The sequence below is a fragment of the Halomonas sp. SIMBA_159 genome, assembly GCF_046536035.1.
Taxonomy (GTDB): Bacteria; Pseudomonadota; Gammaproteobacteria; order Pseudomonadales; family Halomonadaceae; genus Vreelandella; species Vreelandella venusta_A.
Genome location: NZ_JAWJBT010000015.1, coordinates 78,910 through 105,103 on the forward strand (window position 1 = coordinate 78,910; position 26,194 = coordinate 105,103).

19 protein-coding genes, 1 tRNA gene and 2 pseudogenes are annotated in these 26,194 nt (G+C 54.0%); 15 read left to right on the plus strand and 7 right to left on the minus strand.

The annotated features are described in order from the left end of the window. Positions 1-376: 376 nt before the first annotated feature. On the plus strand, positions 377-1,387 hold the full coding sequence (locus R0J87_RS11435; RefSeq protein WP_498886242.1) for a potassium channel family protein: 1,011 nt from the start codon (positions 377-379) through the stop codon (positions 1,385-1,387). A 9-nt stretch (positions 1,388-1,396) separates the two neighbouring features. Here the strand turns inward: R0J87_RS11435 and R0J87_RS11440 are convergent, their stop codons facing one another. Continuing rightward, the gene (locus tag R0J87_RS11440) at positions 1,397-3,127 is read right to left on the minus strand and encodes a GGDEF domain-containing protein (protein ID WP_498886243.1); all 1,731 of its coding nucleotides are present in this window, start codon (positions 3,125-3,127) and stop codon (positions 1,397-1,399) included. Between the two features lie 121 nt (positions 3,128-3,248). Beyond that, positions 3,249-3,404: a DUF333 domain-containing protein gene (locus R0J87_RS11445; RefSeq protein ID WP_498886245.1), complete on the minus strand. Its 156-nt coding sequence runs from the start codon at positions 3,402-3,404 to the stop codon at positions 3,249-3,251. 350 nt (positions 3,405-3,754) lie between these two features. Between R0J87_RS11445 and R0J87_RS11450 the strand changes: the two genes are divergently transcribed. From R0J87_RS11450 to R0J87_RS11500, 11 genes and pseudogenes are all read left to right on the plus strand, one after another. Further along, entirely contained in the window at positions 3,755-6,940 is a 3,186-nt protein-coding gene (locus tag R0J87_RS11450) for a PAS domain-containing protein (RefSeq protein WP_498886247.1), read from the plus strand. Between the two features lie 130 nt (positions 6,941-7,070). Beyond that, a complete protein-coding gene (locus tag R0J87_RS11455; RefSeq protein ID WP_498886248.1) occupies positions 7,071-7,559 on the plus strand; it encodes a pyridoxamine 5'-phosphate oxidase family protein in 489 nt (162 codons plus the stop codon). Positions 7,560-7,826: 267 nt separating this feature from the next. Beyond that, entirely contained in the window at positions 7,827-8,132 is a 306-nt protein-coding gene (locus R0J87_RS11460) for a CAP domain-containing protein (protein WP_498886249.1), read from the plus strand. A gap of 72 nt (positions 8,133-8,204) precedes the next feature. Beyond that, entirely contained in the window at positions 8,205-8,372 is a 168-nt protein-coding gene (locus R0J87_RS11465) for a hypothetical protein (RefSeq protein ID WP_498886251.1), read from the plus strand. A 15-nt stretch (positions 8,373-8,387) separates the two neighbouring features. After that, positions 8,388-8,576, plus strand: a pseudogene (locus tag R0J87_RS11470) (IS630-like element ISHsp2 family transposase); the annotation flags it as partial. A 239-nt stretch (positions 8,577-8,815) separates the two neighbouring features. Then, positions 8,816-9,736, plus strand: a complete 921-nt coding sequence (locus R0J87_RS11475; RefSeq protein WP_289125845.1) for a beta-keto acid cleavage family enzyme — start codon at positions 8,816-8,818, stop codon at positions 9,734-9,736. Beyond that, on the plus strand, positions 9,733-10,689 hold the full coding sequence (locus tag R0J87_RS11480; protein ID WP_498886253.1) for an L-carnitine dehydrogenase: 957 nt from the start codon (positions 9,733-9,735) through the stop codon (positions 10,687-10,689). The genes R0J87_RS11475 and R0J87_RS11480 overlap by 4 nt, the downstream gene beginning before the upstream one ends. Continuing rightward, entirely contained in the window at positions 10,689-11,144 is a 456-nt protein-coding gene (locus tag R0J87_RS11485) for a thioesterase family protein (protein WP_498886255.1), read from the plus strand. The genes R0J87_RS11480 and R0J87_RS11485 overlap by 1 nt, the downstream gene beginning before the upstream one ends. A 233-nt stretch (positions 11,145-11,377) precedes the next feature. Further along, positions 11,378-12,190, plus strand: a pseudogene (locus R0J87_RS11490) (BCCT family transporter); the annotation flags it as partial. A gap of 94 nt (positions 12,191-12,284) precedes the next feature. Then, positions 12,285-12,929: a BCCT family transporter gene (locus R0J87_RS11495; protein WP_498886257.1), complete on the plus strand. Its 645-nt coding sequence runs from the start codon at positions 12,285-12,287 to the stop codon at positions 12,927-12,929. A 99-nt stretch (positions 12,930-13,028) separates the two neighbouring features. Then, positions 13,029-13,847, plus strand: a complete 819-nt coding sequence (locus tag R0J87_RS11500) for an alpha/beta hydrolase fold domain-containing protein (RefSeq protein ID WP_498886259.1) — start codon at positions 13,029-13,031, stop codon at positions 13,845-13,847. 7 nt (positions 13,848-13,854) lie between these two features. Here the strand turns inward: R0J87_RS11500 and R0J87_RS11505 are convergent, their stop codons facing one another. From R0J87_RS11505 to R0J87_RS11520, 4 genes are all read right to left on the minus strand, one after another. Further along, positions 13,855-14,802, minus strand: coding sequence for an ABC transporter substrate-binding protein (locus R0J87_RS11505; protein WP_498886261.1), 948 nt, complete (start codon positions 14,800-14,802; stop codon positions 13,855-13,857). Positions 14,803-14,910: 108 nt separating this feature from the next. Next, entirely contained in the window at positions 14,911-15,882 is a 972-nt protein-coding gene (locus R0J87_RS11510; protein WP_498886263.1) for a GlxA family transcriptional regulator, read from the minus strand. A 404-nt stretch (positions 15,883-16,286) separates the two neighbouring features. After that, positions 16,287-16,363 (minus strand) — tRNA-Arg (locus tag R0J87_RS11515). A 69-nt stretch (positions 16,364-16,432) separates the two neighbouring features. Next, positions 16,433-17,380, minus strand: a complete 948-nt coding sequence (locus tag R0J87_RS11520; RefSeq protein ID WP_498886265.1) for an AEC family transporter — start codon at positions 17,378-17,380, stop codon at positions 16,433-16,435. A 131-nt stretch (positions 17,381-17,511) separates the two neighbouring features. On the opposite strand from R0J87_RS11520, the gene R0J87_RS11525 reads away from it, so the two are divergent. Continuing rightward, on the plus strand, positions 17,512-20,589 hold the full coding sequence (locus tag R0J87_RS11525; protein WP_498886267.1) for a sensor domain-containing phosphodiesterase: 3,078 nt from the start codon (positions 17,512-17,514) through the stop codon (positions 20,587-20,589). Positions 20,590-20,601: 12 nt separating this feature from the next. Here the strand turns inward: R0J87_RS11525 and R0J87_RS11530 are convergent, their stop codons facing one another. Beyond that, the gene (locus R0J87_RS11530) at positions 20,602-22,602 is read right to left on the minus strand and encodes a sensor domain-containing diguanylate cyclase (RefSeq protein ID WP_498886269.1); all 2,001 of its coding nucleotides are present in this window, start codon (positions 22,600-22,602) and stop codon (positions 20,602-20,604) included. Positions 22,603-22,882: 280 nt separating this feature from the next. Between R0J87_RS11530 and R0J87_RS11535 the strand changes: the two genes are divergently transcribed. Both R0J87_RS11535 and R0J87_RS11540 read left to right on the plus strand, forming a co-directional pair. After that, on the plus strand, positions 22,883-24,910 hold the full coding sequence (locus R0J87_RS11535; RefSeq protein ID WP_498886271.1) for a capsule polysaccharide biogenesis protein: 2,028 nt from the start codon (positions 22,883-22,885) through the stop codon (positions 24,908-24,910). A 1-nt stretch (position 24,911) separates the two neighbouring features. After that, on the plus strand, positions 24,912-26,147 hold the full coding sequence (locus R0J87_RS11540; RefSeq protein ID WP_498886273.1) for a capsule polysaccharide biogenesis protein: 1,236 nt from the start codon (positions 24,912-24,914) through the stop codon (positions 26,145-26,147). Positions 26,148-26,194 lie beyond the last annotated feature (47 nt).

Sequence of the window (26,194 nt, forward strand, 5' to 3'; positions counted from 1 at the left end):
TTCTTTACTGTCGTTTAAACAGCCAGTTAAAAATAGGCAATCCAAAACAACAAATTCAAAACAAAAAATTCAAAACAATAAACTTAAAAAAAGAGATGTAAATCGTCGTGATAAGACGCCTTTCTTTATTTAAAAGCAATTTCAACCACCCACTCTATCTGTGTATTTTTTCTTTAATACTGTTTGGCTGTCGCCATCCTCAAAACGTACAACGCAAGATGATTAATATCGAAGGCGGTGCGTTTCTCCACGTGATACACATCAGTTTATTGAGCGCATCGCCTCGGCAGAGGTCATGCTGAACCACTATGATGGGTGTATCTATGAGGTGGTGGTGAGCGTCACCCCATACAATTCATCAACCTAAGGAGCAAGAATGATAGGGAATCACTGGCTCGGCGTTATCGGCATCCTGCTCATTGTTCTCGCCAATTATGATGCCATCAAAACGACGCTTTCTGCCTCTCACTCTGACCCTATTACCAACCGCTCTATCAGCAGCGTATGGGCCGTGCTACTGGCAATCCATCAGCGTCATCGCTGCCACCGGCTGCTGTCAGCCGCAGGCCCCTGGTTGACCGTGGGTTTGATCACCATTTGGCTACTACTTGCCCTGGTTGGCTGGTGGCTACTGTTTTGCAGTGCCGAGGACGCCGTGGTGAACGCAACGACGAAAGCCTCCGCCAATGGAATCGAGCGCCTGTACTACGCGGGCTATACGTTGACCACCCTGGGCTACGGCGACTTCGTGCCCGGAAGTGATGGCTGGCGCACTACCCCGCCGCTAGCGGCGGCCAACGGCTTCTTTCTCTTTACGCTCACCATTACCTACATGCTGAGCATCATTGCCAACGTGACCGAAAAGCGCCATGTCGCGCTCTCCATCTATGCGTTGGGGGAAAGCCCTTTAGAAATCCTCAGCGCCACCCACGATAACGGGAAGTACACGAGTCTGGGACAACAGCTTCAGCCGCTCCAGCAAGCCATTAGCCGGTTAGGGCAGCAGCATCTGGCCTACCCCATCTTGCACTATTACCACGACCCCAGAAGCCAAAAATCGCTGCCTGTGGAACTTGCAAGGCTCTATCAAGCGCTATCGATCGCGCAAATCGCCTGTGCCGATATCGACCACGCAACACGACAGCAACTTAATACGGGCATCGTCACGTTAGAGAGCTTTCTCGCCACGCTGGATAGCGCCTTTATCGATGCCGCGCCAACGCCCCCCGAACTCCCTGCATTAGAGGAGTACCTTCGCCTGCCCGGCATCACAGCAACCCCACAGGCGATACGACAACAGCTTGCTGCTCGACAGCAGCGATTACTCGCCGCCTATGTGCGTAAAGATGGCTGGACGTGGCAAGCGGTTTGGAATGAGCCCCTGTAGCAAAGCCGACTACCGCTCGCTGGCAGACGTTGCCCCTTCCCAAACTTCACAGCGGTCGCGTCCGTTGTTCTTGGCTTTGTACAACGCCATATCGGCCAAGCGCAGGAGTCTTTTGGGATCCATCGTATGAGAGGGGTACGTCGCAATACCGCAGGACAGCGTAATATACCCAAGCGATTGCTGATGGTATGTGAGTGCTTTACCACGAAGCGCTGCCAGCAGCTTTTCAGCACGCGCTTTTGCCTCCAAATGACCAATGCCCGGCAGCAGCACCACAAACTCTTCGCCACCTAAACGGCACACCACATCCGTTCCTCGAAAATGCTGCGTTAACAACGTCGCTACATCGATTAACACCGCATCTCCCGCATCATGACCAAAGCTGTCGTTCACGCGTTTAAAATGGTCAATATCGATCATCAACAAAGAGAGCGGGCTGCCCTTTCGCTGTGCAAGCGCCATTTCCTGATTCAGTAGCGTGTCAAAATGACGGCGATTATTCAGCCCCGTCAGCGCATCCTGAAGCGACAACCCTTTGAGTTGTTGCACCAGGTTATCCAGCTCTGCGGTACGCGCCATTACCTGGGCTTCTAAGGTGAGATTGGCGGCCGCTAACTGCCGCTGGGTATGGCGATAGTGCCAGAGTGAAATAGCCACAATAGCAAGCGAAAAGCCTAGCGCACCGTAGCTTAACGGAACATCACGCCGAGGAATCAGCTCATGTGCCACCAGCATATCGGCCAGTAACAGCGGCGCAAATAGCAAAAAACTCACCACAAACAGCCGCTGCTCTAAGTTCAGTCGTCTCACTCGCAACAGCGCCAGCAACAGCATGATGGGTAGCGTTGCCAGCAACAGCACATCGAACACAGGGAACGTGAGCGCCAAGCTGATAGCCCCGGGCGCGACTAGCCCAATCGACACCACAAGGTAGGCCAAATGGAGCTGCCATAAACGCGCCATCCAGCGGTTAGGCGCGCCATCCAACCAATGGCTCAGCAGCAATCCCATCGCAATAGGCAAGGTAAAGTAGCTGGCGGCTCTGAGAATATCCCAGGTAAGCGGCGCATCCGCCAGAAGTTGGCGGACGGGCGTTTCCGCCAGGAGCATCTGCCCTGACGAAAAAGCAAACAGCGCAATGGCGAAAAAGCCCCGCCGCTCTGGTCCAATCATGGCAAAAATGGCTGCCAGAGTCGCCAACAGCAGGCTAAAGGCACTTACCGCTAAATCCTGTACCGAATCGCGGAGCATGCCCTGCAGCGCATCGATTCTATCTGTGATCTCCACATCACCCCATAGCCCGATGCTGGTGTAATCCGAATAAATGCGCAGCGCCAGCGGCTTGCCCGCCGCATCATCCGGCAGCGCCACCAGATGCCACGGCCAGCCGATGAAGCGCGGATTCGCCATATCGCCGTGCTCATAAATAAGCGTGCCATCCAGGTAGATCTGCCCTACCAAGTTAATGCTGGTAATGTGCAAAACGGGGTCGCGCCACTCCCCTTCCGGCAATACCGTTTTAAACCACACGGCTTGCTGCCCGTTTCGCTCAGGCGGATTGGAAGGAAAAGCGATAGAGTGCCAAGGCTCGCTGGCCTCTAAGGGGGCATCTCCCCAGCGGTACTCCCAGTCGGTTAACGGCGTAGGCGCGCTGGCAAAGGCCGTAAGGTGGGCGAGCAGCAGCAGGCCAGCCGTTACCCCCACGAAACAGTAGCGCAACATGATATGGAAAATGCCCATTAGTGATTCCCTAACCGGCGCTATGCCAGCCCACCCTACTTTTATTGAAGATAACTTTATACCCGCAAACGCGCGTTGATAACACGTTTGATGCGTTTTAAACGCTCATTTGTTCATAGCGTTAATTATTATCCAGCCGCCCTGTCTGATATAAGTGCCACTCATTTTCGACGCGACCGTCAGGTAGCCGACAGTAACGGCCGGTTCCTAAGGCGCTTTCCCGGGTCATTCGCTCGCCGCCCACGCTTTCGCAATACTCTGCAGCGGCCATTTTCATACTCACTCCCTGACCACCAGCACAGCCAGCCAGTCCTAGCACTATCATCAACGCGGTATATTTCATTCTTCATGCTCCCCAGCCAGCTTTGTGACAAAAAATGCGCACAGGCAGCGCTCAACAATTTTTCACATATGAAACGAAGTTTAAGCCGCGTCTCGCTACACCGAACAACAATAAGACATTATGCTGTGTTAACAGCCTTCCAACTCGTTATAAGACTATGCACAACGGCTGACAACACGTTTGCTCCGCCAAATTTCAGTAGGTCATCCGATGGTTACGCCATGAAAACACCCCAGGCCTCAGAAAATCGTGTTGCACATTCATCCGAGTGGAATGAGCTCCACTTGTTGAACTACGACAACGATCCTCGTTTTGACCGCATAACACGTCTGGCGCAACAGGTGTTTGGCGTGTCTACCGCACTGGTCGCCCTGATCAACCAAGAACGCCTACTGTTCAAATCTTGCCAGGGACTGATAAACGCCAGCGAAGCGCCGTTGGAGCACTCCTTTTGCAGACATACCATGCTAATGAGCGATCCTCTCATCGTGGAAGACGCCCTAGAGGATGCGCGCTTCATCGACCACCCAATGGTCACAGCCGAGCCCTTTATCCGGTTCTATGGCGGGATGCCGCTACACACGCCTTCAGGCCATCGAGTGGGAACGCTCTGCCTGATCGACGCTACCCCAAGAACATTAACAGATGAGCAAATGGCGGTGCTTCGCGACATGGCGGCCATGATCGAGGAGCTCATTCAGAGCGATATTGGCAATCACGCATCACACGCAGCGCTGGCTCAGGCGCTTCAGGAGAGCGAACGCCGTGCACGGCTGGTGATCGAAGGCACCCGTGTCGGCACCTGGCAGTGGAACGTACAGACGGGAGAGACCCACTTCAACGAGCGTTGGGCGCAGATCGTTGGTTACACCCTTGAAGAGCTAAGCCCAACCACGATTGATACTTGGCTAGACCTAGCCCACCCCGACGACCTCGCTCACTCTGGCGCGCTACTCAATGCCCATTTCTTAGGGGAAACAGAAAGCTATAACTGCAAAGCAAGAATGCGCCACAAGCAGGGTCACTGGGTGTGGGTGCACGATCGTGGGCAGGTATTTGACTGGACACCAGATGGCCAGCCGCTGCTGATGTATGGCACCCACACCGACATTACCCATGAAGTTGAGGCCCAGCAGGCCTTGCAAGCCAGCCGAGATGAGTTCGCCTCACTGCTGAGCAACATGCCCGGCGTAACCTACCGCTGCTTACCAGACGAAAACTGGACCATGCTCTACATCAGCGGCCAAATCGACCGCGTCAGCGGGCACCCCGCAGAAGAGCTGATTAACAACGCGAGCCTCAGCTATGCCGATATCATCCACCCCGACGATGCACACATCATAGGCGAAGCCATTGAGACCGCACGAGCCTTGAATGAAGGCTGGCACGTTGAGTACCGGATATGCCACCGCGATGGCCGTTGGCGCTGGGTAGAAGAGCGTGGCAACTGGGTGACGGGAGACGCCCAGCACCCCTTGATCATGGAAGGTTTTATCGTCGACATTACCCGCGAGCACGACGCCCGCGCCCAACTGCGTAAACACCACGATGCGCTGCTGCTGCTCAACGACATCGCGTTTAACTCGCTCGACACCCTCGACGCCAAAATTCAGCATGCGTTGCACAAAACGCGCCACTACCTCGGCCTGGACCTGGCCATCCTCAGCCAGATCGAAGGTGACGTTTACACCGCCCGCTGGGTAGAGGCCGCCCCCACTTTTCCCCTCAGTGCCGGTGAGCGCTTTGAGCTGGGCAGCACATGGTGCCACCTACTATTTTCCGGCCAAAGGAAAGAGCTGTTTATCGCCAACGTGCCCGACAGCGATTGCCACTCGCACCCCTGCTATCAATCGTTCCCGCTAGGAGCATATGCCTCTATGGTGATTGAAGTGGAAGGCCAGGTGTTCGGCACGCTTAACTTCTCTTCCGCTACCCCACGCCCCACCGAGTTCGACGAGAGCGAAACGCTATTCCTACGCCTTTTAGCCCGCTGGCTAGCCGACACGTTGACCAATAGCTTGAGCAACGAACGCATCACTAAGCTAATGGCCCAACTGCCTGGCGTGATTTACCAATACCGCCAGTTTCCCGATGGCCGCGCTTCCTTCCCGTTCAGCTCGTCACAGATACAAACGCTCTACGGCTTAACCCCCAAACAGGCGGCATTGGATGCCAGCCCAGCGTTTGAGCGTATTCACCCAGATGACCTTGCACCCGTAGCAGCCAGTATTCAGCACTCTGCCAATACGCTAGAAGACTGGCACGCCACCTACCGAGTAAGAGACGCTCAAGGCGCCTACCGCTGGACCACCGGACAGGCGCGACCTGAACGCTTAGCAGACGGCAGTATTCGTTGGCACGGCTACCTGCACGATATTCACGAGCAAGAGTTAGCCCGTAAAACCATGGAGTGCAATGAGAGCCGCTTAAGGGGCCTGTTCGAATTTGCCCCCATTGGCATCGCTCTCAACGATCTAGAGACCGGGCAGTTTATCGATCTCAACGACGCCCTAACGCTGCCCTCCGGCTACACCCGGGACGAATTCGTAAAACTAAGCTACTGGGATCTGACACCCAAGGAGTATCAAGTTGTTGAAGAGCAAGTGCTGGTAAGCCTCAAAACCGAAGGCCGCTACGGGCCCTTTGAAAAAGAGTACATTCGCAAAGATGGCAGCCGTTACCCCGTGCGCCTACAAGGCATGCTCAGCCAAGACCCCGACGGACGCCTGGTGATTTGGTCACTCATCGAAGACATTACCGAGCGCCGACGGCTGGATAAAATGAAAAACCAGTTCATCGCCACCGTTAGCCATGAGCTACGCACCCCGCTCACCTCCATAAACGGCTCACTCGGGCTTATGGCCGGGGGTGCAGTAGGCGTCCTTCCCGCCCCCGCGAACGCATTACTGGAAACCGCACAGCGTAACGTACAGCGGCTTGCCACGCTGATAAACGACCTGCTGGATATGGAAAAGCTGGTGGCGGGCAAAATGCCCATGAATATAGAAGAGCAGCTACTCACTCCGCTGGTGGCAGAAGCTATTGAATCCATGGCAGGTTATGGAGAGCAGCACAAGGTGGATATTCATGCGGTAGGCCGCTGGCCCGACGTTCGCGTTAAGGCAGACGGCCAGCGGTTAATCCAAGCGCTCACCAACCTCATGTCAAATGCGGTGAAGTTTACCCCGCCGGGTAGCAAAGTAGAGGTATCCGTGGACTACCACCACGCCAAAGCACGCATAGTAGTGCGCGACCATGGCCCCGGCGTGCCCGCCGATTTCCAACGTCATCTTTTTCAGCGCTTCTCGCAAGCCGACGGAAGCGACACCCGCAAACTTCCCGGCACCGGGCTGGGGTTAGCCATCACCCGAGAAATCGCTCAGCAGTTGGGCGGGGAAGTGCACTACCAGGATGCCCAAGGCGGCGGTGGCGAATTCTATATCGAGCTGCCAGGAGAGCATATTTGCTGATATGCCCGATCGCAGCTAGGCTAGTGACAGGGTTTGTACAGCATCAATCAAACCCAGTTATATTTTGCATAAGTTTATTGACCGCAAAGAAAGGGTAGCCCCGCTAGCTATTCATAAGGAGAGTGAAATCATGTCTAGCCCAGAGCATAAGCAAAAAATCTGGAAGATGATCAAAGATATCAAAGTCGGCATGCTGGTCACGCTAGACCACGACACGCCCCGCGCACGCCCCATGCACCTAGTGCAGGACGAGTACGACGGCACGCTCTGGTTCTTTACCCGCCGTAGCGCTGAAAAAGTACTGGAAACCCAAAACGACCACGACGTGTGCCTTAGCTTCTCGGATCAAGACGATGGCGTGTATGTCTCTTTATCCGGCAAAGCTAACGTGATCGACAACCGCGAGCTGATTGAAAAATACTGGAACCACTTTGTGGCTGCCTGGTTTCCTGAGGGCAAAGACGACCCCGATGTCGCCCTACTGGAAGTGAAAGTAGAAATGGGCGAGCACTGGAAAGCCAAAGAGAGCAAAACGTTCCAGCTTTATGAGATTGCCAAAGCCAATCTCAAAAAAGACGCCACGCCCAACTTGGGTGAGAACGAGAAATTCGGTGGATAAGCCACTCACAAAGCGCCCGCTGGTTCGGGCGCTTTTTTCTACCGTGCTCACAGCAATAGTTTGGGTAGCAAGTCCGTTTGCTTGGGCAGAGAGCGACACAGCCGCCACTTCCACCGCCTGCGCCCCTACCCAACAGCAGCAACAGATGCTGGCACGCGTTAACGAGGCCAGAAACCAAACCCGCCAATGCGGTGAACAATCTTTCAACGCCGCCAGCTCACCTGGAGCTGCCCGCTCACCGCCGCCGCGCAAGCCCACGCAGACGACATGGCCGAGAATGACTACTTCAGCCACACCGGCCAAGACGGCAACGGCGTAGGCGAACGCGCCACCCAACAAGGCTACTCCTGGCGCACCGTCGGCGAAAACATCGCCGCTGGCCATACCAACGCCGACGCAGCTATCGAAAGCTGGATCAACAGCCCCGGCCACTGCCGTAATTTAATGAGCGACTCGTTCACAGAAATGGGTATGGCTCACGCGGAAAATGCTGACGCACGGTTTACGCATTATTGGGTGCAGACGCTGATCTCATTCAGCAACAGCGTCAAAATCAGACCACTCGGCGGGTGACAGAAGGGTTGGCTTTCGCCGACATGCTATTACTCCTCCCCCTTGCAGGGTGAGGGCTTCACGGAGAGTTTTATGGACTACAAACATGCAATTGTGAAGGTAGAAGATGGCACGGAAACTCTGCTTTGCAACAACTGCGGCATTGTCATGGGTACGGGTACGCAACATGAAGATAGGGAGCACTACTGCACAATGTGTATGAGCGGTAATTGCAAAGCAAAATTCAAGGAAGAGTTGTAACAAAGTGAGGGCAAAAGGCCTAGGGCCTTCAGGCGGAAAATAGTCGAGTGGATATCGTACCGTGTGCATCTGGTTATCTTATCGGCCTACTCGCCGGAGCTGAATCTAACTGAGTTAAAGGGGCGTCAAATGAAGTAGGCTTGGCTTTCGTTGAGTGCTTACCTTTCGTTTGATCCTCTCCGTGGAGAGGTACATCAGCTATGACGTAGCTATTGAGCTGATCGCACGATTAATTTTGAATAAGCGCTTAGCACTACTGATCGGCGCCCTCGTACCATCGTGCGACTGCGTGATGCTTCACGCGTTAGTTGGTAAACACTTGCCAGCCAAATAACAAAAAATCTTGTCGCTTAGCGGGCCCTGCATGTCGCTTAGTGACGACTCAGCTCAACGACTTGTTGCCACAATAGGGCCAACCTCTTAGCCCTCAAAAGGAGCAGCAAGTGAATAGAAACGTGATTTTAACCTGCGCAGTCACTGGCGCCGGCGATACGACGGCAAAAAGCCAACACGTGCCCATCACGCCGAAGCAAATCGCCGATGACTGCATTGCCGCCGCGAAAGCCGGGGCTAGCATAGCGCATATTCATGTGCGCGATCCCGAAACTGGTGGCATCAGTCACTCGCTTGATCACTTCCGCGAAGTGATGGAGCGTGTGCGCGAAGCCGACGTGGATATCGTCATGAACATCACCGCAGGCGGTGGCGGCGACTGGATTCCCGACGCGAATGACCCCACCCGTGGTGGCCCCGGCACTGATATTCAAACACCGGCTCAGCGCCATGAGCCGGTCGGTGAACTACTGCCCGAACTGTGTACGCTCGACTGCGGCAGCCTCAACTTTGGCGATATGGTCTACGTCAATCCCGCCGATTGGCTGCGCGAGCACGCACGCTTGGTGCAGGCGGCAGGCGTCAAACCTGAGCTGGAGTGTTTTGACTTGGGCCATGTGTGGTTCGCTCGTCAGCTGCAGAAAGAGGGATTGATTGAAGGCGATCCTCTCTATCAGCTCTGCCTGGGCATTCCCTGGGGCGCTGAAGCTGACCCTGAAACTATGTTAGCCATGCGCAATAAGCTGCCAGAAAACGCTCAGTGGGCAGCCTTCGGCATCGGTCGTCATCAAATGCCTATGGCAGCACAAGCAGTGCTATTGGGGGGCCATGCCCGCGTCGGATTAGAAGATAACCTCTACCTTAAAAAAGGCACGCTGGCCACGAACGCGCAGCTGGTAGAGCACGCCTCGACGCTTATTGAGAACCTAGGTGCCCGCGTTATGACACCCGCTGAAACGCGTGCACACCTCAAACTACGTAACCCGCATACCGGTGGTATTGAAGGCCAGTCTAATGGGGGGCAATCATGAGTCAACAGCTCACGGTTATCGGCACGGGCGTTATCGGTAATGGCTGGATCGCACGGGCGCTCGCAAACGGCTGGGATGTTGTAGCCTTCGATCCAGACCCTGATGCACCGCAGCGCACCAGAGCTTTCGTTGACAATGCCTGGGCGTCGTTGGAGAAGCATGGCCTTGCTCAGGGCGCCAGCCCAACGCGGCTGCGCTTTGTGGAAAGCTTAGAAGCGGCGGTCAAAGGCGCCGACCTGATCCAAGAAAACGTGCCAGAACGCTTGGATCTCAAGCGTAAGATTCTGGCTGAGTTGGATGCGGCCAGCGCGCCAGACGTATTGATTGGCTCCTCTACATCCGGCTTCAAGCCCACCGACTTGCAACAGGCCTGCACGCGGGCACCAGGCCGCGTCATTGTCGCGCACCCCTTTAATCCGGTTTATCTATTGCCGCTTGTGGAACTGGTAGGCGGTGAAGCGACCGCACCTGAACAACTAGAGCGCGCCCGCATGTCTTACCAGGCACTTGCTATGCGTCCTCTAGTCGTGCGCAGAGAGATTGAGGGCCATATTGCGGATCGCCTAATGGAAGCCCTGTGGCGCGAGGCGCTGCACTTAGTGAATGATGGGGTGGCAACGACCGAAGAGATCGACGCCGCGGTGGTCTACGGCTGCGGTCTGCGCTGGTCGTTAATGGGCACCTTCCTCACCTTCCATTTGGCAGGCGGCGAACCAGGCATGCGCCATATGTTGGAGCAGTTTGGCCCGGCGCTAAAACTACCTTGGACAAAATTGGAAGCACCCGAACTCACCGATGAGCTGATCGACCGTGTGGTGGAGGGCTGTGAGCACCAAGCTGCGGGGCGTCCAGTGGCTGAGCTTGACCGCCGCCGCGATGACTTCTTAGTCGAACTGCTGGGCTTGGTACAAAAATACTGGCCCGAAGCCGAGGGCTTGGAAGGACGTATCTAATGGTGATTTTAGAGAGCCGTGTGGCTTCAAACTGGGTCGACTACAACGGCCATATGAACGATGCCGAGTACGCTCGGGTCTTCTCGTTGGCGGTCGAGGCGTTAATGGAGCACATCGGCTTAGACGAACCAGGCCGTAAACGCCATTGCTACACTATTTATACCCTTGAAACACACCTCTGCTATCGCCGTGAAGCCCACGAGGGGCAGACACTAAGCGTAGAGCTGACGCTACTGGATCGCGACAAGAAACGCCTGCACGTTTTCTTCAAGCTGCATAACGAGGAAGGTAACTTGCTCGCCACCAGCGAGCAGATGCTGATGGGCATGGATAGCGATAGCGGGCGCCCTGCCCCCTTTCCCACGCACGTTGAGGCCGCTGTCGCTGCGTTACCCCTCGCTTCACCCTCAGATTGGCCAGAACTCGCCGGCCGCACGATAGCCATACGGCGATAACAACAAACCCGCAGCGCCTTATAAAACCGTATTAATCGCCCTCTTCGGCGGGCGATTTACCGGGGCTGCCGGCCCAACGCCCGGCCCAAGAGGACAAGAATATCGCTACGCCTACTCCCCCCCATCGCCCCACGCCGCTTTCACATCCTCACTCACCCAAGGCCGAACTTAGTACCGACTACATGGTGACTGAGCTGGCCCAGGGCGGCTTCTTCCAAGGAATGCACAAAGGCATGACGCTAACCGCGAGCGCGCTTGTGCTGCTCTTTGTACTTTTCACTGGATTTGGTTCAGAGACCGCTAGCAGCGTCTTTGGTACCACACGCGCCTGGATTGAGAGCACCTTCAGCGGCTACTATCTCATTACCGTCATGCTGCTACTCGCCGTCTGTGCCTTTATCATCTTCAGCCGCTTCGGCAGCGTAAGGCTTGGTGCTGACGATAGCCGCCCAGAGTTCAGCAATTTTGCGTGGTTCGCAATGTTGCTGTCCGCCGGGATTGGCATTGGCATTCTGTTTTTCGGCGTCGCAGAGCCCGTGTTCTATCTCGATAACACCGGCGCCTTTGGCTACCCCAACAACCCCCATGCCGATATGGCAGGCGCCACGGCGATTGGCCACGAACGCGCCATCGATGCGCTGCGCGTCACGCTATTTCACTGGGGGCTTCACGGTTGGGCGATTTATGTGATTGTCGGTATGTCGCTGGCCTACTTTGCCTATCGCAAAGGCTTACCCCTAGCGCTGCGTTCTGCGCTTTACCCGTTTATTGGTGAGCGCATCTTCGGTCCTGCCGGGCATCTGTTCGATATCTTGGGCGTATTAGGCTGCGTCTTTGGGGTGGCGACCTCTTTAGGACTTGGGGTGAGCCAAATGGCCGTTGGGTTAGAGCGGCTGGTGGGCGTAGACCCTGGCCTTAATACTCAGCTGATGCTGATTGCAGGCATTTCAGTGATCTCTATTCTTTCGGCTGTCTCTGGAGTGCGTGGCGGTATTCGGCTGATTTCCGAGATGAATATCTGGGTATCCCTGGTGGTTATCGGTATTTTTCTGCTAGCGGGCCCCACCCTGTGGCTAATCACGGTGTTTGGCGAAATCCTGCTCGACTACGCAGTCAACTTTATCCCCATGGGGCTTTGGTATGCAGAGGAAGAAGGCACAGCTTGCCTGGCAACAGGGCTGGACGATCTTCTATTGGGGCTGGTGGCTCGCCTGGGCGCCTTTTGTAGGACTCTTTATTGCCCGGATTTCCAAAGGGCGCACGCTGCGCGAGTTTGTGTTGGGCGTTCTATTCGTGCCCACGCTCATCATCTTTGTATGGCTGATTATCTTTGGTGGTAACGCCATGCATCAGGAGCTAAATGCGGCGGGAGGCCCGGGCAGCGCTGGCATTATCAAACTGGTAAATGCGTGGAACCTACCGGCTGCACTGTTTGCTACGGCGGACGGCATTGTGGGTAGCGGTATGTTTGGCTGGATACTCTCCGCCCTCATGGTCTTTCTGTTAATGAGCTGGTTCGTCACCTCATCTGATTCCGGTACGCTGGTGCTCACCACGATTTTATCGCTAGGTGATAACGAGCCGCCCATACGCTTTCGCGTTTTCTGGGGCGTGGTGATTGGCTTAGTCGCGGCGGTGCTGCTGGTGGCCGGTGGTCTGAATGCGCTGCAAACGGCGCTGATTGCGGCAGCCCTACCGCTGAGTGTGGTGGTGCTGGTAATGACAGCGGGCATGCTACTTTCGCTGTTCCGCGAGACGTTTAATAAAGGCCGTAAGAAACGCTGAGCTAAGGCACACGATGACACTAGGCGTCTCTGGTTGACGCCTAGTGCTCAATTCGCCTTGGGTGGTTCACGGAAGCAGCCGTGAATAACGAGTATCGCTATGAATATCAAAACCTTTATCACCCGCTTTGAGCGAGGCTTAGCTAACGTCACGCGTAGCACGCCCGTCGAGGCGCGCCAGCGCTACGACCAGCTGTGCCAAACATTTGCCCCGCCTAACCCAGCCGGCATGCGCATTACCGACGAGCCTTGGCAAGGCCGAGTGCTTCGGCACTTTATTCCCCCCTCCGCCAAGCTGGGTCGCGTTATGTATCTTCACGGCGGAGGATTTACGCTGGGGTCCGTCCACAGCCACCATGGTATTGCAGCAAGCCTAGCCGACCGACTCTCGCGCCACGTTGTCAGTCTCGACTATTGCTTAGCGCCTGAAGCGGACTACAGCGACATGCTGGGAGAGTGCTTAAGCGCCACCCGCGTGATAGCGCCTGCTGCCATCGTTGGTGATAGCGCAGGCGGGCGCTTGGCACTGGACGTGTTAACGCGGCTAACGCATAGCGTCCCGCTAGGGCTTATTTATCCACCGGTTGGCCCGCTTAACCCACAAACGCTGGGGCCTGATGCCCCGCTGCTTAGCCGTAACGATGTCTTATCGCTACTTCCTTTCTGCCCGGGGCTGAGCACTCAGATCGATACGCTCCCACCCAACGCGCAGCTGGAAGTGCTTAGCGTCGAGCACGACCCGTTAACCGCTCCACTTGAACAAGCCGTTGCTGCCTGGCGCCGTAACGGTGTGCAGGTAGGGTATCGAAGCGCCAACACGATGGTGCACGCCGCCTTGCATGCCCATGCCCTGCTGCCAGAAATGCAAAGCGCCTGGCAAGATTTTTGCCAGGCGCTCAACCAACGCTTAGATCATTAACGCTCTGTTACTGATAACTAGCGCGCACCGCCTCTATCGCCGGCTGACCATCTTTTGCGGTTACTCCTTCCAGCCATGTAGCTACGGTACCTAAGTTGGCACTGATCCACTCAGAGGCCACTTCATCGGCGGGACGATCTTCGTAGCTATAGCTATGCACCCAGGCGTTTTGATCCTCAATATCCACTACGTACTGTGACAGAAAGCGGTGCAGCTGAGGATCTTCTGTCGCCATATTAGCGGGCACAATGCTCCATACCGTGCTCTCGATCTGGGCAATCCCCGCGTCATCGGCATCGTCTAAATAGGCCATATCAAAGCTAACGTTCATCCAGTGGGGTTCCCAACCCACAAAGGTGACCCATTCGCCGTTGGCCATATTCTGCTCGGCTTGCGCCAGCATTGCCGCTGTAGAGCTCTCGTTCAGCGACCAATCGCCTAAACCCGCGATATCATTATCAATCGCCGAAAGGATCGCCGTATTAATCCCGGTGCCCGCCTCGATACCCTGAATTTCACCGTCGAAGCGGTCACGATGGGCATCCAGGTCGGCCACCGACGTCACGCCGGCATCATACACGTACTGCGGTACCACTAAGCCAGAGTTTGCCCCTTGGATATTGGAAACCAGTTTTTCCACCTTATTATCGGCTACAAGAGGTTCTACCATATCCGTCTGTACCGGATACCAACCACCCAAGTAAACATCAATATCATTACGGGTTAAGCCGGCCAAAATAACGCTCACTGCTAAATCCCGCTGGCGGGTTTGGTAACCCATTGCCTGCATCAGCTGTGCTGCCACTTCTGACTTTACAGTAACACCGGGCCAAGGCGGCACACCAAATCGCACCTCATCTAGGGCAGCCGATGCTGGGGCGGCCGTTGCTAAGGTCGCTAATCCCGCAGCACCTAGGGCATACACTGTTTTCAACCCACCGAGTTTATGCATCATTTTCTTGTCCTCTTTTGGCGATATACCAATCAAGTTTGCCAACTAGACAACAATTCAAACGACACCAAGCGACATAAAACGATCATAAAGCGACAAATTTATCGCTTACTACTGAAGTGACTGACGCCGTGATTCTCCGGGTGAGCAACCAAACTGCGCGCGGTAGGCGCGTGCAAAGCTGGAGCTTGACGCGAAGCCACACGCAATACCCACTTCTAACACATCCATATTCGTTTCCATGAGCAGGCGCTGCGATCGCGATAAACGAAGCGATAAATACCACTGACGAGGCGTTCTATGAAGGTGCTCCTCAAATAGCCGCTGAAGATGGCGTAAAGATACCCCGATGCGATCCGCTATCTCCTCTATCGGCAACGGCCTCTCCAAATGGCGCTCCATCAAGGCAACGGCTTCAATCAAACGCGGGTTATGCGTGCCTAGTCGACGCGCCAGCGACATGCGCTGTTGATCGTGGCGGTTTCTTAAGCGCTCATGGATCAGCTGCTCAGAGACATCAACCGCAAGCTTGGCGCCATGCCTCTGCTTGATAACCTCTAGTGCCATATCCATCGCTGCCGCGCCACCAGCACATGAAAAACGGCGCTCACCTAGCTCAAATAGCTCGTCTGATGTTTCGATCAACGGGAATCGCTCACGAAAGGCGGGCAAACTTTCCCAATGTAGCGTGATCCGCTCACCTTTAAGCAGCTCGGCGGAGGCCAGCAAAAAGCAGCCGGTATCAATACCGCCTAACACGCAGCCTGCCTGGTCTAAACGGTGTAGCCAACTGACTAAAGGTCGCGTTAGGTGCACGTCTGGCTCAAAACCACTGCAGACAGCCAGTGAGGGTAAATCCAAACACTCGCCAATGGGCTGATCAACCATCAGTGTCATACCGTTACTGGCACTGACGGGCTCACCATCCAAACTAAATAGTGTCCAATCAAACAGGGGACGTCCGCTCATACGGTTCGCAATTCGTAAGGGTTCAACAGCGGAAAAAAACGCCATCATCGAGAAACGGGGTACTAAAACAAACCCGATTTTCTCAGGCGTAGGGCCGTGATAATGCAAACGCAATTGGCTGACTCCCACTTACAAATACATAGATCAGTAAGATATTTTTCTTCTTTTACAGCTACGTTCATTAGGCAAGTACTCATGTTTGTGGATCCATGAGCAGATTAAACAAACTCAATCCCTGAAGCGGGAAATAAGCCCCCGGAAATGGCAGCGCAAATGAAAATTTTCTGTATTACATACAGATATTCGATCTATCGCTAGCAGATCAAGAATTGCCACAGGCTATAACACGGGCGTAAGCACTCTTCATGAAGTACTCACAAATAAGGCGCTAATAAAGCCCCTAAAACAAATTTTTAAGATGATCGTAGCAGCCATTTTTTGTGGGGGCGCTTGTGGGGACGAAACAAAAAATTGGCTTTAGGGCAACATACACAGTAGCGCTAAGCTATTGATATATCTGGCGTCCCTGGCAGGAGTCGAACCTGCGACCTGCCGCTTAGGAGGCGGCTGCTCTATCCTACTGAGCTACAGGGACTTATGGGGCGCATAGTATAGCGTCTTGATGCGCCCCGGCCAACCGCAGGTCTTTAAAACCTGCGTTGGTTTAAATCCATCCCAACAGGCGCAGCGCGAAGATGCCTAGCGTGACCGAGAGACTGGCCATCAGCGTGGTAATGGCGATGATATTGGCGGCCAGCGCTACGTTACCGTTAATCGCTTTTACCATCACAAAGCTGGCAGCCGCGGTGGGGCTGGCGAAGAACAGGAACAGCAGCCCAAGCTGGCTGCCGGAGAAGCCCAGCAGCCACGCCGCTACGGTAGAAAGTACCGGCAGTATGACCATTTTCATCAGGCTCGCGCTTAAGGCCACCTGACTGCCCTCTCGCATGCTGGAGACTGAGAGCGTCGCGCCGATACAGATCAGCGCCAGCGGCAGCGTTAAAGAAGCAAAGTAGTTGCCTGACGTCATTACCCAACTGGGCAGCGAAATAGAAAATGCTGTAAACGGTAGCGCGGCAAATACCGATAGAATCAGCGGGTTTTTGACAATATGCCCTAGCAGGCTGCGCCAGTCGGTAGATTGCCCCGGCTGGTAAGCCGCTAACGCTACTACAGAAAGCGCGTTATACATCACAATCACCACGCCCAGCAGCAGACTACCCGCAGATAACCCGTAGTTACCGTACATACCTGCTGCGAGTGCTAGGCCCACTACCCCGCAATTACCGCGAAACGCCCCTTGCACATAAATGCCCCGGTCGGCCATCGGCACGCGGAAATGCGCCCACCCCCAGCTCAGTAAAAACTGCCCTAGTGTGGCTAACGCAAAAAACAGCAGCAGGGGCACATCTAACGCAACGCTTAGGTCAGCTTTGACTAGACTGAGAAAAATAAGCGTCGGTAGCGTGGCTTTAAACACTAAGGATGAGGCAGTGGAGATGAAAGCACTATCAATCCAGCCCAAACGCTTCAGGCCAATGCCTATAAATACCATGGCAAACACAGGTAAGGTAACGTCTAGAGTGCGCGTAAACAGCTCAAGTAAGTCCACGAAGGTTCTCTCAGTCGAATCAGCATTGTCTTATACTCCACCGTTGACTGAGATTTGTCGACTCGCTAGACAGTGACGCCGCCATAAGGGAAAGTAAGCATAAACGCGCACCATCACCTTATAGGTCACTTATGGTTCCGCCCGCCAGCCCTGAACACGAAGAGAAGCGTCTTCTCACGCTCAAGCGGTATACCTTAGGCGACCTTTCGGCTGATCAGCATTTTGATCGCATCACCCAGCTTGCGGCTACCTATTGTGACGCCCCTATGGCGTTGATCACGCTAGTAGATGACACCCATGTGTGGATTAAAAGCAGCGTCGGCAACGCAACGGATGGGACGCTTCGAGACAGCTCTTTCTGTGGTGCAGCGATTCAATCACACCATCTTTATGAAGTACCGGATGCCCGCGAAGATCCTGAGCTAAAACATCTGCCGGCAGTGACCTCTTCTCCCCACATCGTGTTCTATGCAGGTATGCCCTTAGTCGCCGATAACGGCAGCGTGATTGGCACGTTGTGCGTCATGGACAATAAACCTCGCCGTTTATCGCGTTCACAGCGAGAGTTGTTAACTCAGTTAGCCAGTAACACGGTACTGCAGTTTGAGCACTATTCCGCCCACCGTGCGTATCATGCCATTACTAACGCCGCCATTGGCTTATGGGAAATGGATGTACTCAGCCGCTCCACGCATTGGAACGAGGTCGTTAACGAGCTATACGATATCGATAAACGCGATGCGCGCACCTTTGAGCAGCGGATGGATGCTTACACACCAGAAGACCGCACGCGACTTATCAGCGCCATTAATACGGCCATTGAGCAGCGTGTGGCGTTCAACGATACCTTTCAACTCGTCACGGTGACCGGCGAACCCCGCTGGGTTCGTATCACCGGTAATCCGTTAATTGTCGATGGCAGCGTGGTGCAACTGATCGGCACCATGCTGGATGTCACTCCGCGCAAACAGATAGAAACACAGTTATTGCGCCAGCAAGAGCTAGAACAAGCCATTATGCGAGCTCAAGCCAGCTTCATTGATGGCCAGGGAAACGCCAAGGCGCTGAACCCGCTGCTCGAAGATCTGTTAGCTCTGACTCACAGTGAATACGGTTTTATTGGCGAGGTGCTATACAACAGCGCCAACGAGCCTTATTTGGTCGCCCATGCCATCACTGACATTACCTGGGACCAAGCCTCTAAGCAGTTTTACGACCAAAACGCCCCAGACGGCATGATTTTTAGCAATCTCGACACGCTGTTTGGGCACGCCATGCGCCATGAAGAAGTCGTGATCTCAAATACTCCAGCAACAGATTCACGGCGCGGTGGTTTGCCGCCGGGCCACCCTCCGCTCAATGCGTTTTTGGGAGTCCCCATTCATTCTCATGGCCAGTGTATCGGCATGATTGGTTTGGCGAATCGGCCAAATGGCTACGATGACGCTTTAGTAGATTTTCTTGCCCCCCTGCTCGGCAGTATTGGTCAATTTATCAACAATTTACGTAACCATCGCCAGCAGCGCCAAGACCAAAAAGCCATTGCACGCCTCTCTATGGTGGCCAAAAATACCAGCAACGGCGTGGTGATTACGGATGCTAACGGCAAGATTGAGTGGATTAACGACGGCTTTACGCGGCTAAGCGGCTATACCTTTGAGGAAGCGGTTGGTAAAAAACCCGGACAGCTGGTGCAAGGCAGCTCCACTGAACCCGATACCGTGAAGCGGATCGCACATGCCCTGCAACACCGCCAGCGCTTTGAAGAAGAGGTGCTGAATTACCATAAAGATGGCACGCCCTATTGGGTGCATATCAGCTGTAATCCCCTCCCGGCTGGCGAACAAGCCGGGGGCGGCTTTATTGCCATTCAATCCGATATCACCGAGACCAAGCGCCATGCCGAAGCGCTGTATAAAGCGGCCAATATTGATGAATTAACGGGGCTACCTAATCAGCGCTTAGCCCGCACTCAGCTTGAAGCGCTTACTCAGCAACGTGAACCGCTCACCGTTTACGTGCTCAATATTGATGACTTTAAACGCCTTAATGATTTGTTTGGCTACCCCGTGGGTAACCAGATTTTAAAGCGTATTGCCAAACGCCTTGAGGCATTGGTGAGTCCGCTGCAAGAACAAGGGATTGCAGGTCGGTTAAGTGGCGATGAGTTTGTGGTCGTGGCCCCAACTCAACACGTGAGCAGCGCCGCGCTACACCAAATCGTTCAGCAGTCGGTGGAGGTGCAGGGCCATACGTTAAAGCTCACCGCCTGCATCGGTATGACATGCTACCCAGAAGATGAGGTTGATTCTGATACTCTCTTTCGTCACGCCTATCAGGCGCTGTACCAAGCCAAAACCCAAGGGGTGGCTCAGTGCATCCGTTATAGCACCGACGAGGAACATCTGGCTCGGTTGCGCCAGCAGGAGCGGAATGCCATACAGCACGGGCTCGCCAATGATGAATTCAGGCTCTTTTACCAACCACAAGTCGATTTACAGTCAAAAACCGTGGTGGGCGCTGAAGCGTTAATTCGCTGGCAACACCCCACACGGGGTTTATGTGCACCGGACGAGTTCTTGCCTCTTCTTGAAGGAAGCGAGCTGGAGTTTCGCTTAGGAGAGTGGGTCATTGAAGCTGCGCTACAGCAGCTCCAACAGTGGCAACAACAGGGCATTGAGCTGCAAGTTAGCGTCAATATCAGCCCGCAACACCTGCTGCACCAAGGCTTTTTACCTCAGTTAGAGCAGCTGCTAGAGCGCTATGCCGATGTACCCACCAAGCTGCTCGCCATAGAGATCTTAGAGTCTGCCACGTTGGATGATATGCAAGCCGCGCTGCATGTACTCGAAAACTGCCAACGGCTGGGGATTGATGTAGCGCTGGATGATTTTGGCACCGGCTACTCTTCACTTGCCTACTTCCGCCGCCTGCCCGTTCAGCTCATTAAAGTCGACCGAGACTTTGTTCGGGATATGCTGGAGAGCGAAGATGACCGCGCGATTGTCGAGAGCATCGTGTTCCTGGCGAAAAAATTCTCCCGCCCGGTTCTGGCAGAAGGAGTCGAAACCCAGGCACACGCTCAGGCGCTGCTATCGCTAGGCTGTTACTTGGCCCAAGGTTACGGCATTGCACGCCCGATGCCGGCGGAGAAGCTGCCCCAGTGGCTGTCAGCGTGGCAACAGGAAGGCTTTGCAGACAAGCTTTAATCAAACAGTGCTTTAATCAAACAGTGCCATAGGATCGAACTGTTCTGGCAGCTTCACGACGACCCCGTCACGCCCCTGCCCTTTAGCTTCATAACTGGCGGCATCAGCGCGAGAAAGCGCGACCTCTACCGTCTCATCGTTCTCATCAAAGGTCGTCACGCCGATACTTAACGTCACGGTGTACTCTTTCCCTTCATGCGTGACTGACACCTCGCTCACCGCTTGACGTAACGACTCAGCAATACGCTCAGCCTGGGCCAATGTGCAGCTGGGCAGTAAGACACCAAACTCATCCCCTCCCTGGCGGGCCACATGATCACTACGACGAACTTCCCAAGCCACTATCTGAGCAATACGCCGTAGCATTTCATCGCCCAGGGCATGACCACCCTCGTCGTTAATAGGCTTAAAATGGTCCAAATCAAACAGTAACAGCGCTGAGGGGGTGCTGGTTTTCTGAAAATCGGCAAAGGCTTCTTCCAAACGGCGGTCAAACCCTCGGCGATTTAGGAGCCCGGTAAGCGGATCGTGCTCCGCCTCCCAGCGCTGCAGCGCCTCCTGCTGGCGGCGTTCGGTAATGTCCTTCACGACACCGACCAACCCTAACGAGTGCCCCCCCTGGGAAAGCATCACCACTCGCGCATGTATATCCAGCCACAGGGTTTCTTGGTCACTGCGCACAAAGCGCAGTTGGCGCACAAAGTCACTGCCTGTTTTCAAGCTATGCACCCACATATCCCTCGCCCCCTCACGGTCATCCGCATGAACCTGCTCCATCCAAGCTTCCATAGGGGTATCCGAAGGAATGTCCAGCATCTCAAGGAGCGCGGGATTCATATAGGTGATTTTGCCGCCAAAGTTAGCCACAAACATGCCTTGAGGCGTAGCGCTTAACACCGAATCCAAAAATGCCTGGCGCTCTTGCAGGTGCCCCACCAACTGCTGGCGCTCGTGCTCTACCCGATTAAAGGTGACCGCCACTTGCTGCAACTCCTGCATATTGGTGGCTAGCTCTAAGTTCTCTCGCTGACCAACGCCTACTTCGCCAATCTGCGCCTCAAGATGGTCAAGCGGCTTGAGAATGCGGGTGAGGAGCCACCACAACAAAGGCATCATGGTTAATGCAATCACAAACCAGATACCTAACAGCTTATAAATAAACCCTGAAAGCGGCAGTTGTGCCTGATCGGCAGGCAAAAACAATCCCACAACCCAGTCAGCAGGCCACACCTGTGCATATGCCTGTAGGCTGATACGACCATTGGCAAGCTCAGCGACGCCCTCGCCGTTCCAGCCAGACAGCGCGAGCTCTAACAATGAGTTTAACTGAACGTTGCTGATTTCAGCATTCACCAACGAATGATCGGGGTGGTAAAGAATTTTACCTGACGCGGTGGAGACGGCAGCATATCCCTCGTTGCCCAAGCGAATGGTACTTAGACGCTTAAACATACCGCTGCTTTTAAGGCTAACAATGCCTCCCACAAACCCAGCAAAGCGACCATCTGAGTCCAGGCGAGGCACACTGATCAAGACCAATGGCATGCCGCTGGCACGCCCCACAAAGGGCTCACTGACATAGGGGCGGCGTATCCCCCTCACCATTTTAAAATACTCAAGCTCTGAGGTATCTAGGCCTACTCGTCCCACAACGCTTGGCCAATCGCTTAGAATGACACCTTCTTCATCGCTAATGACTAAGCCTTCAAACCACGCCAATAGAGAGCTATTTTTTTGCAGTTCATAGTTCAGCCATGACGTGTCGTTGGACAGACCAAGCGCACCGTTCAAGCGCTCCAATGCATTGATACGCTGATTGATCTGCTGCGTAATTTCATCCGCCAGCAGATCAGCTTCGTACCGTAGATGCGCCATATTGGTATCGTGAACCATGGTTTTACCCACCTGCCACGCCATTCCTAGCACTGCACCCGCCAATACAGCTAAGGCACAGGAAAGTCCCAGCAAAAGCCGGCTTTTTAAAGAACGAAATGTAATGAGCCTATGAATCATGGGGGCTAAGCGCACCAAAAATCCCTATCTCGTTAACTTTCCTTAAATTGAGCCCACGGGTTGAGCATCAATCGTGACATAGAAAACAAATCTACCAAAAACAAGTGACTTGTGCGCGTTGATTTAAGTCAACTTAGATATTTTTTCCAAACTGTATCACTGCGTGCCGCCCGTTACACAAAGGTAAACCAGAAACGGCTTAATTGATAACCACGCTTATTTCACGTATGTTCGCCGCCTATTCAGCAAACCTTTTCTTGATGGTAATGCGGCCCATTTCATGGCAAAAAATATCGCAGGCTACACCTACAGAGGTGTCAGTAAGATACCCACTTTGGCAGCGCTACTGCCAGAATGTGACCGTTTTATTCAGATACGCAAACTTACCCCAAAACCTGATCTGGTCATTGGCTGGGGGTTAAAGCCTACCAGCGTAGGCGCAAGAGATTTTGCCGCACGTCACCACTTGCCCTATTTAGCACTTGAAGATGGCTTTTTACGCTCCCTGGGAACAGGCGCCGACGGTTACCAGCCCAACAGCATCGTGGCTGATTACAGCGGCATTTATTACGATGCTTCGCGTCCTAGCGATTTAGAAAACTGGCTCAACACGGCTACTTTCAGCCCCGAAGAGTTGGCCAGGGCTCAGCGTTGTATAGCGCTCCTTAAGCACCACCGACTGTCTAAGTATAATCATGCTCCGGATAGCTCGCTCAAAACGCTCGATGCACAGGTGTTAGTGGTCGATCAAACGGCGGGGGATGCATCCATTGAGTACGGCGGGGCTAATTCAGACAGCTTTTCGCTAATGCTGGAGCATGCCCTTGAACACCACCCAGACGCCAATGTGCTGGTAAAAATCCATCCTGATGTCATTGCAGGTCACAAACAGGGGCACCTCACACAAGCGCTGGACCATCCGCGTTGCCAAATCATCAGTGACGATATCAATCCTTGGGCGCTACTTGAGCAAGTAGACGATGTCTATGTCGTTACCAGCCAACTGGGGTTTGAAGCCCTGATGGCTGGTAAACGAGTACACTGTTACGGGCTACCTTTTTATGCTGGCTGGGGGCTAACTCATGACCAGCTTGACTGCCCACGCCGGGTGAAACAACGCTCCCTTGATGAGGTATTCGCAGCCGCGTATTTGCGTTATGCACGCTACGCCAACCCCTACACAGGCCAACCTTCCACTCTGGAAGACACCATCACGCTTATCGCTGATCAGCGACGCCAACAAGAGCGCTTAAGGGGGGAATGGATAGCGTGTGGCTTTTCGGCCTGGAAGCGAGAGTTTATTGGCTACTTTCTTGGTCCAGCGGCCACTATCCATTATCAAGACGTGCTGCCTGACAGTATTCAAACGGGCGCTAACGCTCCGCGGATTCTGGCATGGTCAAGCAACGTTGACCCCCTTTTTATAAGCCGAAACGCCGAACAACTTCACAAGCTATGGCGCATTGAGGATGGATTTATCCGATCCGTAGGCCTTGGCACAGACCTAACAACACCGTTATCACTTGCCATCGATAGCCTAGGTATTTATTACGATCCCAGTCAGTCCAGTGAGTTGGAGAGCCTGCTTAATCATCAAGAATTCAGCTCTCACTTGCTGAAACGTGCAGCTCAGCTACGTGAGCGCCTAGTATCGCTCAAGCTATCGAAATACAACGTTTCTGGGAAAGCCGCCTTATCGCTTCCCAGCGATAAAACGATCGTATTGGTGCCCGGCCAAGTAGAAAGCGACGCCTCAATAGCCACCGGCTCTCCACGCATTCGAACCAACAGTGCGCTATTAAGAGCCGTGCGCCAAGCGGAACCCGATGCATTTATTATCTATAAAGCACACCCAGACGTGATTAGTGGCGCGCGGGTGGGCAAACTCGATAGCGATGCCAAGCAGCTGTATGATGTAGACGGTAGTGATATGGACATTACCGCTCTGCTGGAGCGCGTGGATGCTGTTCACACTATGAGTTCACTCACTGGTTTTGAGGCACTGCTGAGGCATCGTCAGGTATTCACTTACGGCCTACCTTTTTATGCAGGCTGGGGCCTAACCCACGATGCCATGAACTGTGAAAGGCGTACACGAACGCTCAGCCTTGACGAGCTAGTGGCAGGCACCTTGCTTCTGTACCCTAGCTATGTAGACCCTGCATCAGGTCAGCTATGCAACGCAGAAACCGTTATCAGCCTGTTGGAGCAAGCAAAAGCACGCAGGCCAGACGCACAAAAACACGTGCTTACATGGAAGCAGCACCTATACCGCTGGTACCGTTATTTTCTTAAAGGAAGGCGTTAAGTTGAAGCAGAAACGCTCATTTTTATTTCTCCAGGGCGTATGCTCACCCTTCTACCAACGCCTGGCACGCCGTTTAACGGACGACGGCCATCGAGTGGTGAAGGTTAACTTCAATGCCGGAGATATGCTGTATTGGCAACGCACGCACGCCAAAAGCTATTTATTTCGTGGCCCACTCAGCGAACTGCCTGAATACATATCACGTTTAAGGCAGCGCCACGACATCACTGATCAGATCATGTTCGGAGACCAGCGCCCCGTACACCGCCCCGCCATCGAACAAGCGCCAGAAGCGGGCGTACGCACTCACGTCTTTGAAGAGGGCTACTTCCGCCCCTATTGGGTGACGCTTGAGCGTGAGGGCGTAAACGGCCACTCGCTGTTACCTCGCGACCCCACATGGTTTTTTGAAACAGGCAAAGCGCTGCCTGAGCTGCCCAAGCCAACGCATTTCCATTCGCCATTTAAAGTGCGTGCACAACACGATGTGGCCTACCACGTAGCGGGGCTGCTTAATCCACTACTGGCCCCCCACTACCGCAACCACTCCCCTGTTACGGCGCCGGTGGAATACGCTGGCTACATCAAGCGCTTCCAGCAATTAAAGTCATGGAAAAAACGCGATGCTAAGCGTATCAAGGCGCTAATTGAAAGTGGCACGCCTTACTTTATGCTGCCGTTGCAGTTGAATACAGATGCTCAGATTCGCTATCACTCGCCCTATTCCCATATGGAAGAAGTGATGGATTACGTCATGGGGTCATTTGCACAGCATGCACCAAACGATGCACTGCTATGCATTAAGAACCACCCACTCGATATGGGTTTAGATAACTACACAAAAACCATCACGCGTCTATCCACGTTTTATGGGCTAGAAGGGCGTATCGTGTATTTAGAGTCTGGTGACCTGAATCAACTACTGGGGCACGCGAAAGGCACAGTGACGGTCAACAGCACCGTAGGCTTGGTCTCCCTGGAGCATCAATGCCCAACTTTTACCCTGAGTGACCCCATCTACAACCTAGCAGGCCTGACTTATGAAGGCGCTTTGGATGAGTTTTGGCAGCAACCACCACCACCTAGCGCCCAGCTATTCCACTATTTTCGCAAAACGGTCATGTACGCCACCCAAATAAACGGCGGCTTTTACTGCCGACCAGGGATTGATCTTGCCGTCAATAATGCCGCCCACATCCTGGAAGCCTGCCCATCACCGCTGGAGAAGCTGCTGTGAGTGTTGACGCCTCGACAGACGCCACAACTGATTCCACCACTGACTCC

Excerpts from the sequence above, each read along its gene's own strand:
- R0J87_RS11435 (WP_498886242.1), top strand. The coding sequence starts at position 377 with ATGATAGGGAATCACTGGCTCGGCGTTATCGGCATCCTGCTCATTGTT.
- R0J87_RS11440 (WP_498886243.1), bottom strand. The coding sequence starts at position 3,127 with ATGGGCATTTTCCATATCATGTTGCGCTACTGTTTCGTGGGGGTAACG.
- R0J87_RS11445 (WP_498886245.1), bottom strand. The coding sequence starts at position 3,404 with ATGAAAATGGCCGCTGCAGAGTATTGCGAAAGCGTGGGCGGCGAGCGA.
- R0J87_RS11455 (WP_498886248.1), top strand. The coding sequence starts at position 7,071 with ATGTCTAGCCCAGAGCATAAGCAAAAAATCTGGAAGATGATCAAAGAT.
- R0J87_RS11460 (WP_498886249.1), top strand. The coding sequence starts at position 7,827 with ATGGCCGAGAATGACTACTTCAGCCACACCGGCCAAGACGGCAACGGC.
- R0J87_RS11465 (WP_498886251.1), top strand. The coding sequence starts at position 8,205 with ATGGACTACAAACATGCAATTGTGAAGGTAGAAGATGGCACGGAAACT.
- R0J87_RS11480 (WP_498886253.1), top strand. The coding sequence starts at position 9,733 with ATGAGTCAACAGCTCACGGTTATCGGCACGGGCGTTATCGGTAATGGC.
- R0J87_RS11485 (WP_498886255.1), top strand. The coding sequence starts at position 10,689 with ATGGTGATTTTAGAGAGCCGTGTGGCTTCAAACTGGGTCGACTACAAC.
- R0J87_RS11495 (WP_498886257.1), top strand. The coding sequence starts at position 12,285 with ATGCAGAGGAAGAAGGCACAGCTTGCCTGGCAACAGGGCTGGACGATC.
- R0J87_RS11500 (WP_498886259.1), top strand. The coding sequence starts at position 13,029 with ATGAATATCAAAACCTTTATCACCCGCTTTGAGCGAGGCTTAGCTAAC.
- R0J87_RS11505 (WP_498886261.1), bottom strand. The coding sequence starts at position 14,802 with ATGATGCATAAACTCGGTGGGTTGAAAACAGTGTATGCCCTAGGTGCT.
- R0J87_RS11525 (WP_498886267.1), top strand. The coding sequence starts at position 17,512 with ATGGTTCCGCCCGCCAGCCCTGAACACGAAGAGAAGCGTCTTCTCACG.
- R0J87_RS11530 (WP_498886269.1), bottom strand. The coding sequence starts at position 22,602 with ATGATTCATAGGCTCATTACATTTCGTTCTTTAAAAAGCCGGCTTTTG.
- R0J87_RS11535 (WP_498886271.1), top strand. The coding sequence starts at position 22,883 with ATGGCAAAAAATATCGCAGGCTACACCTACAGAGGTGTCAGTAAGATA.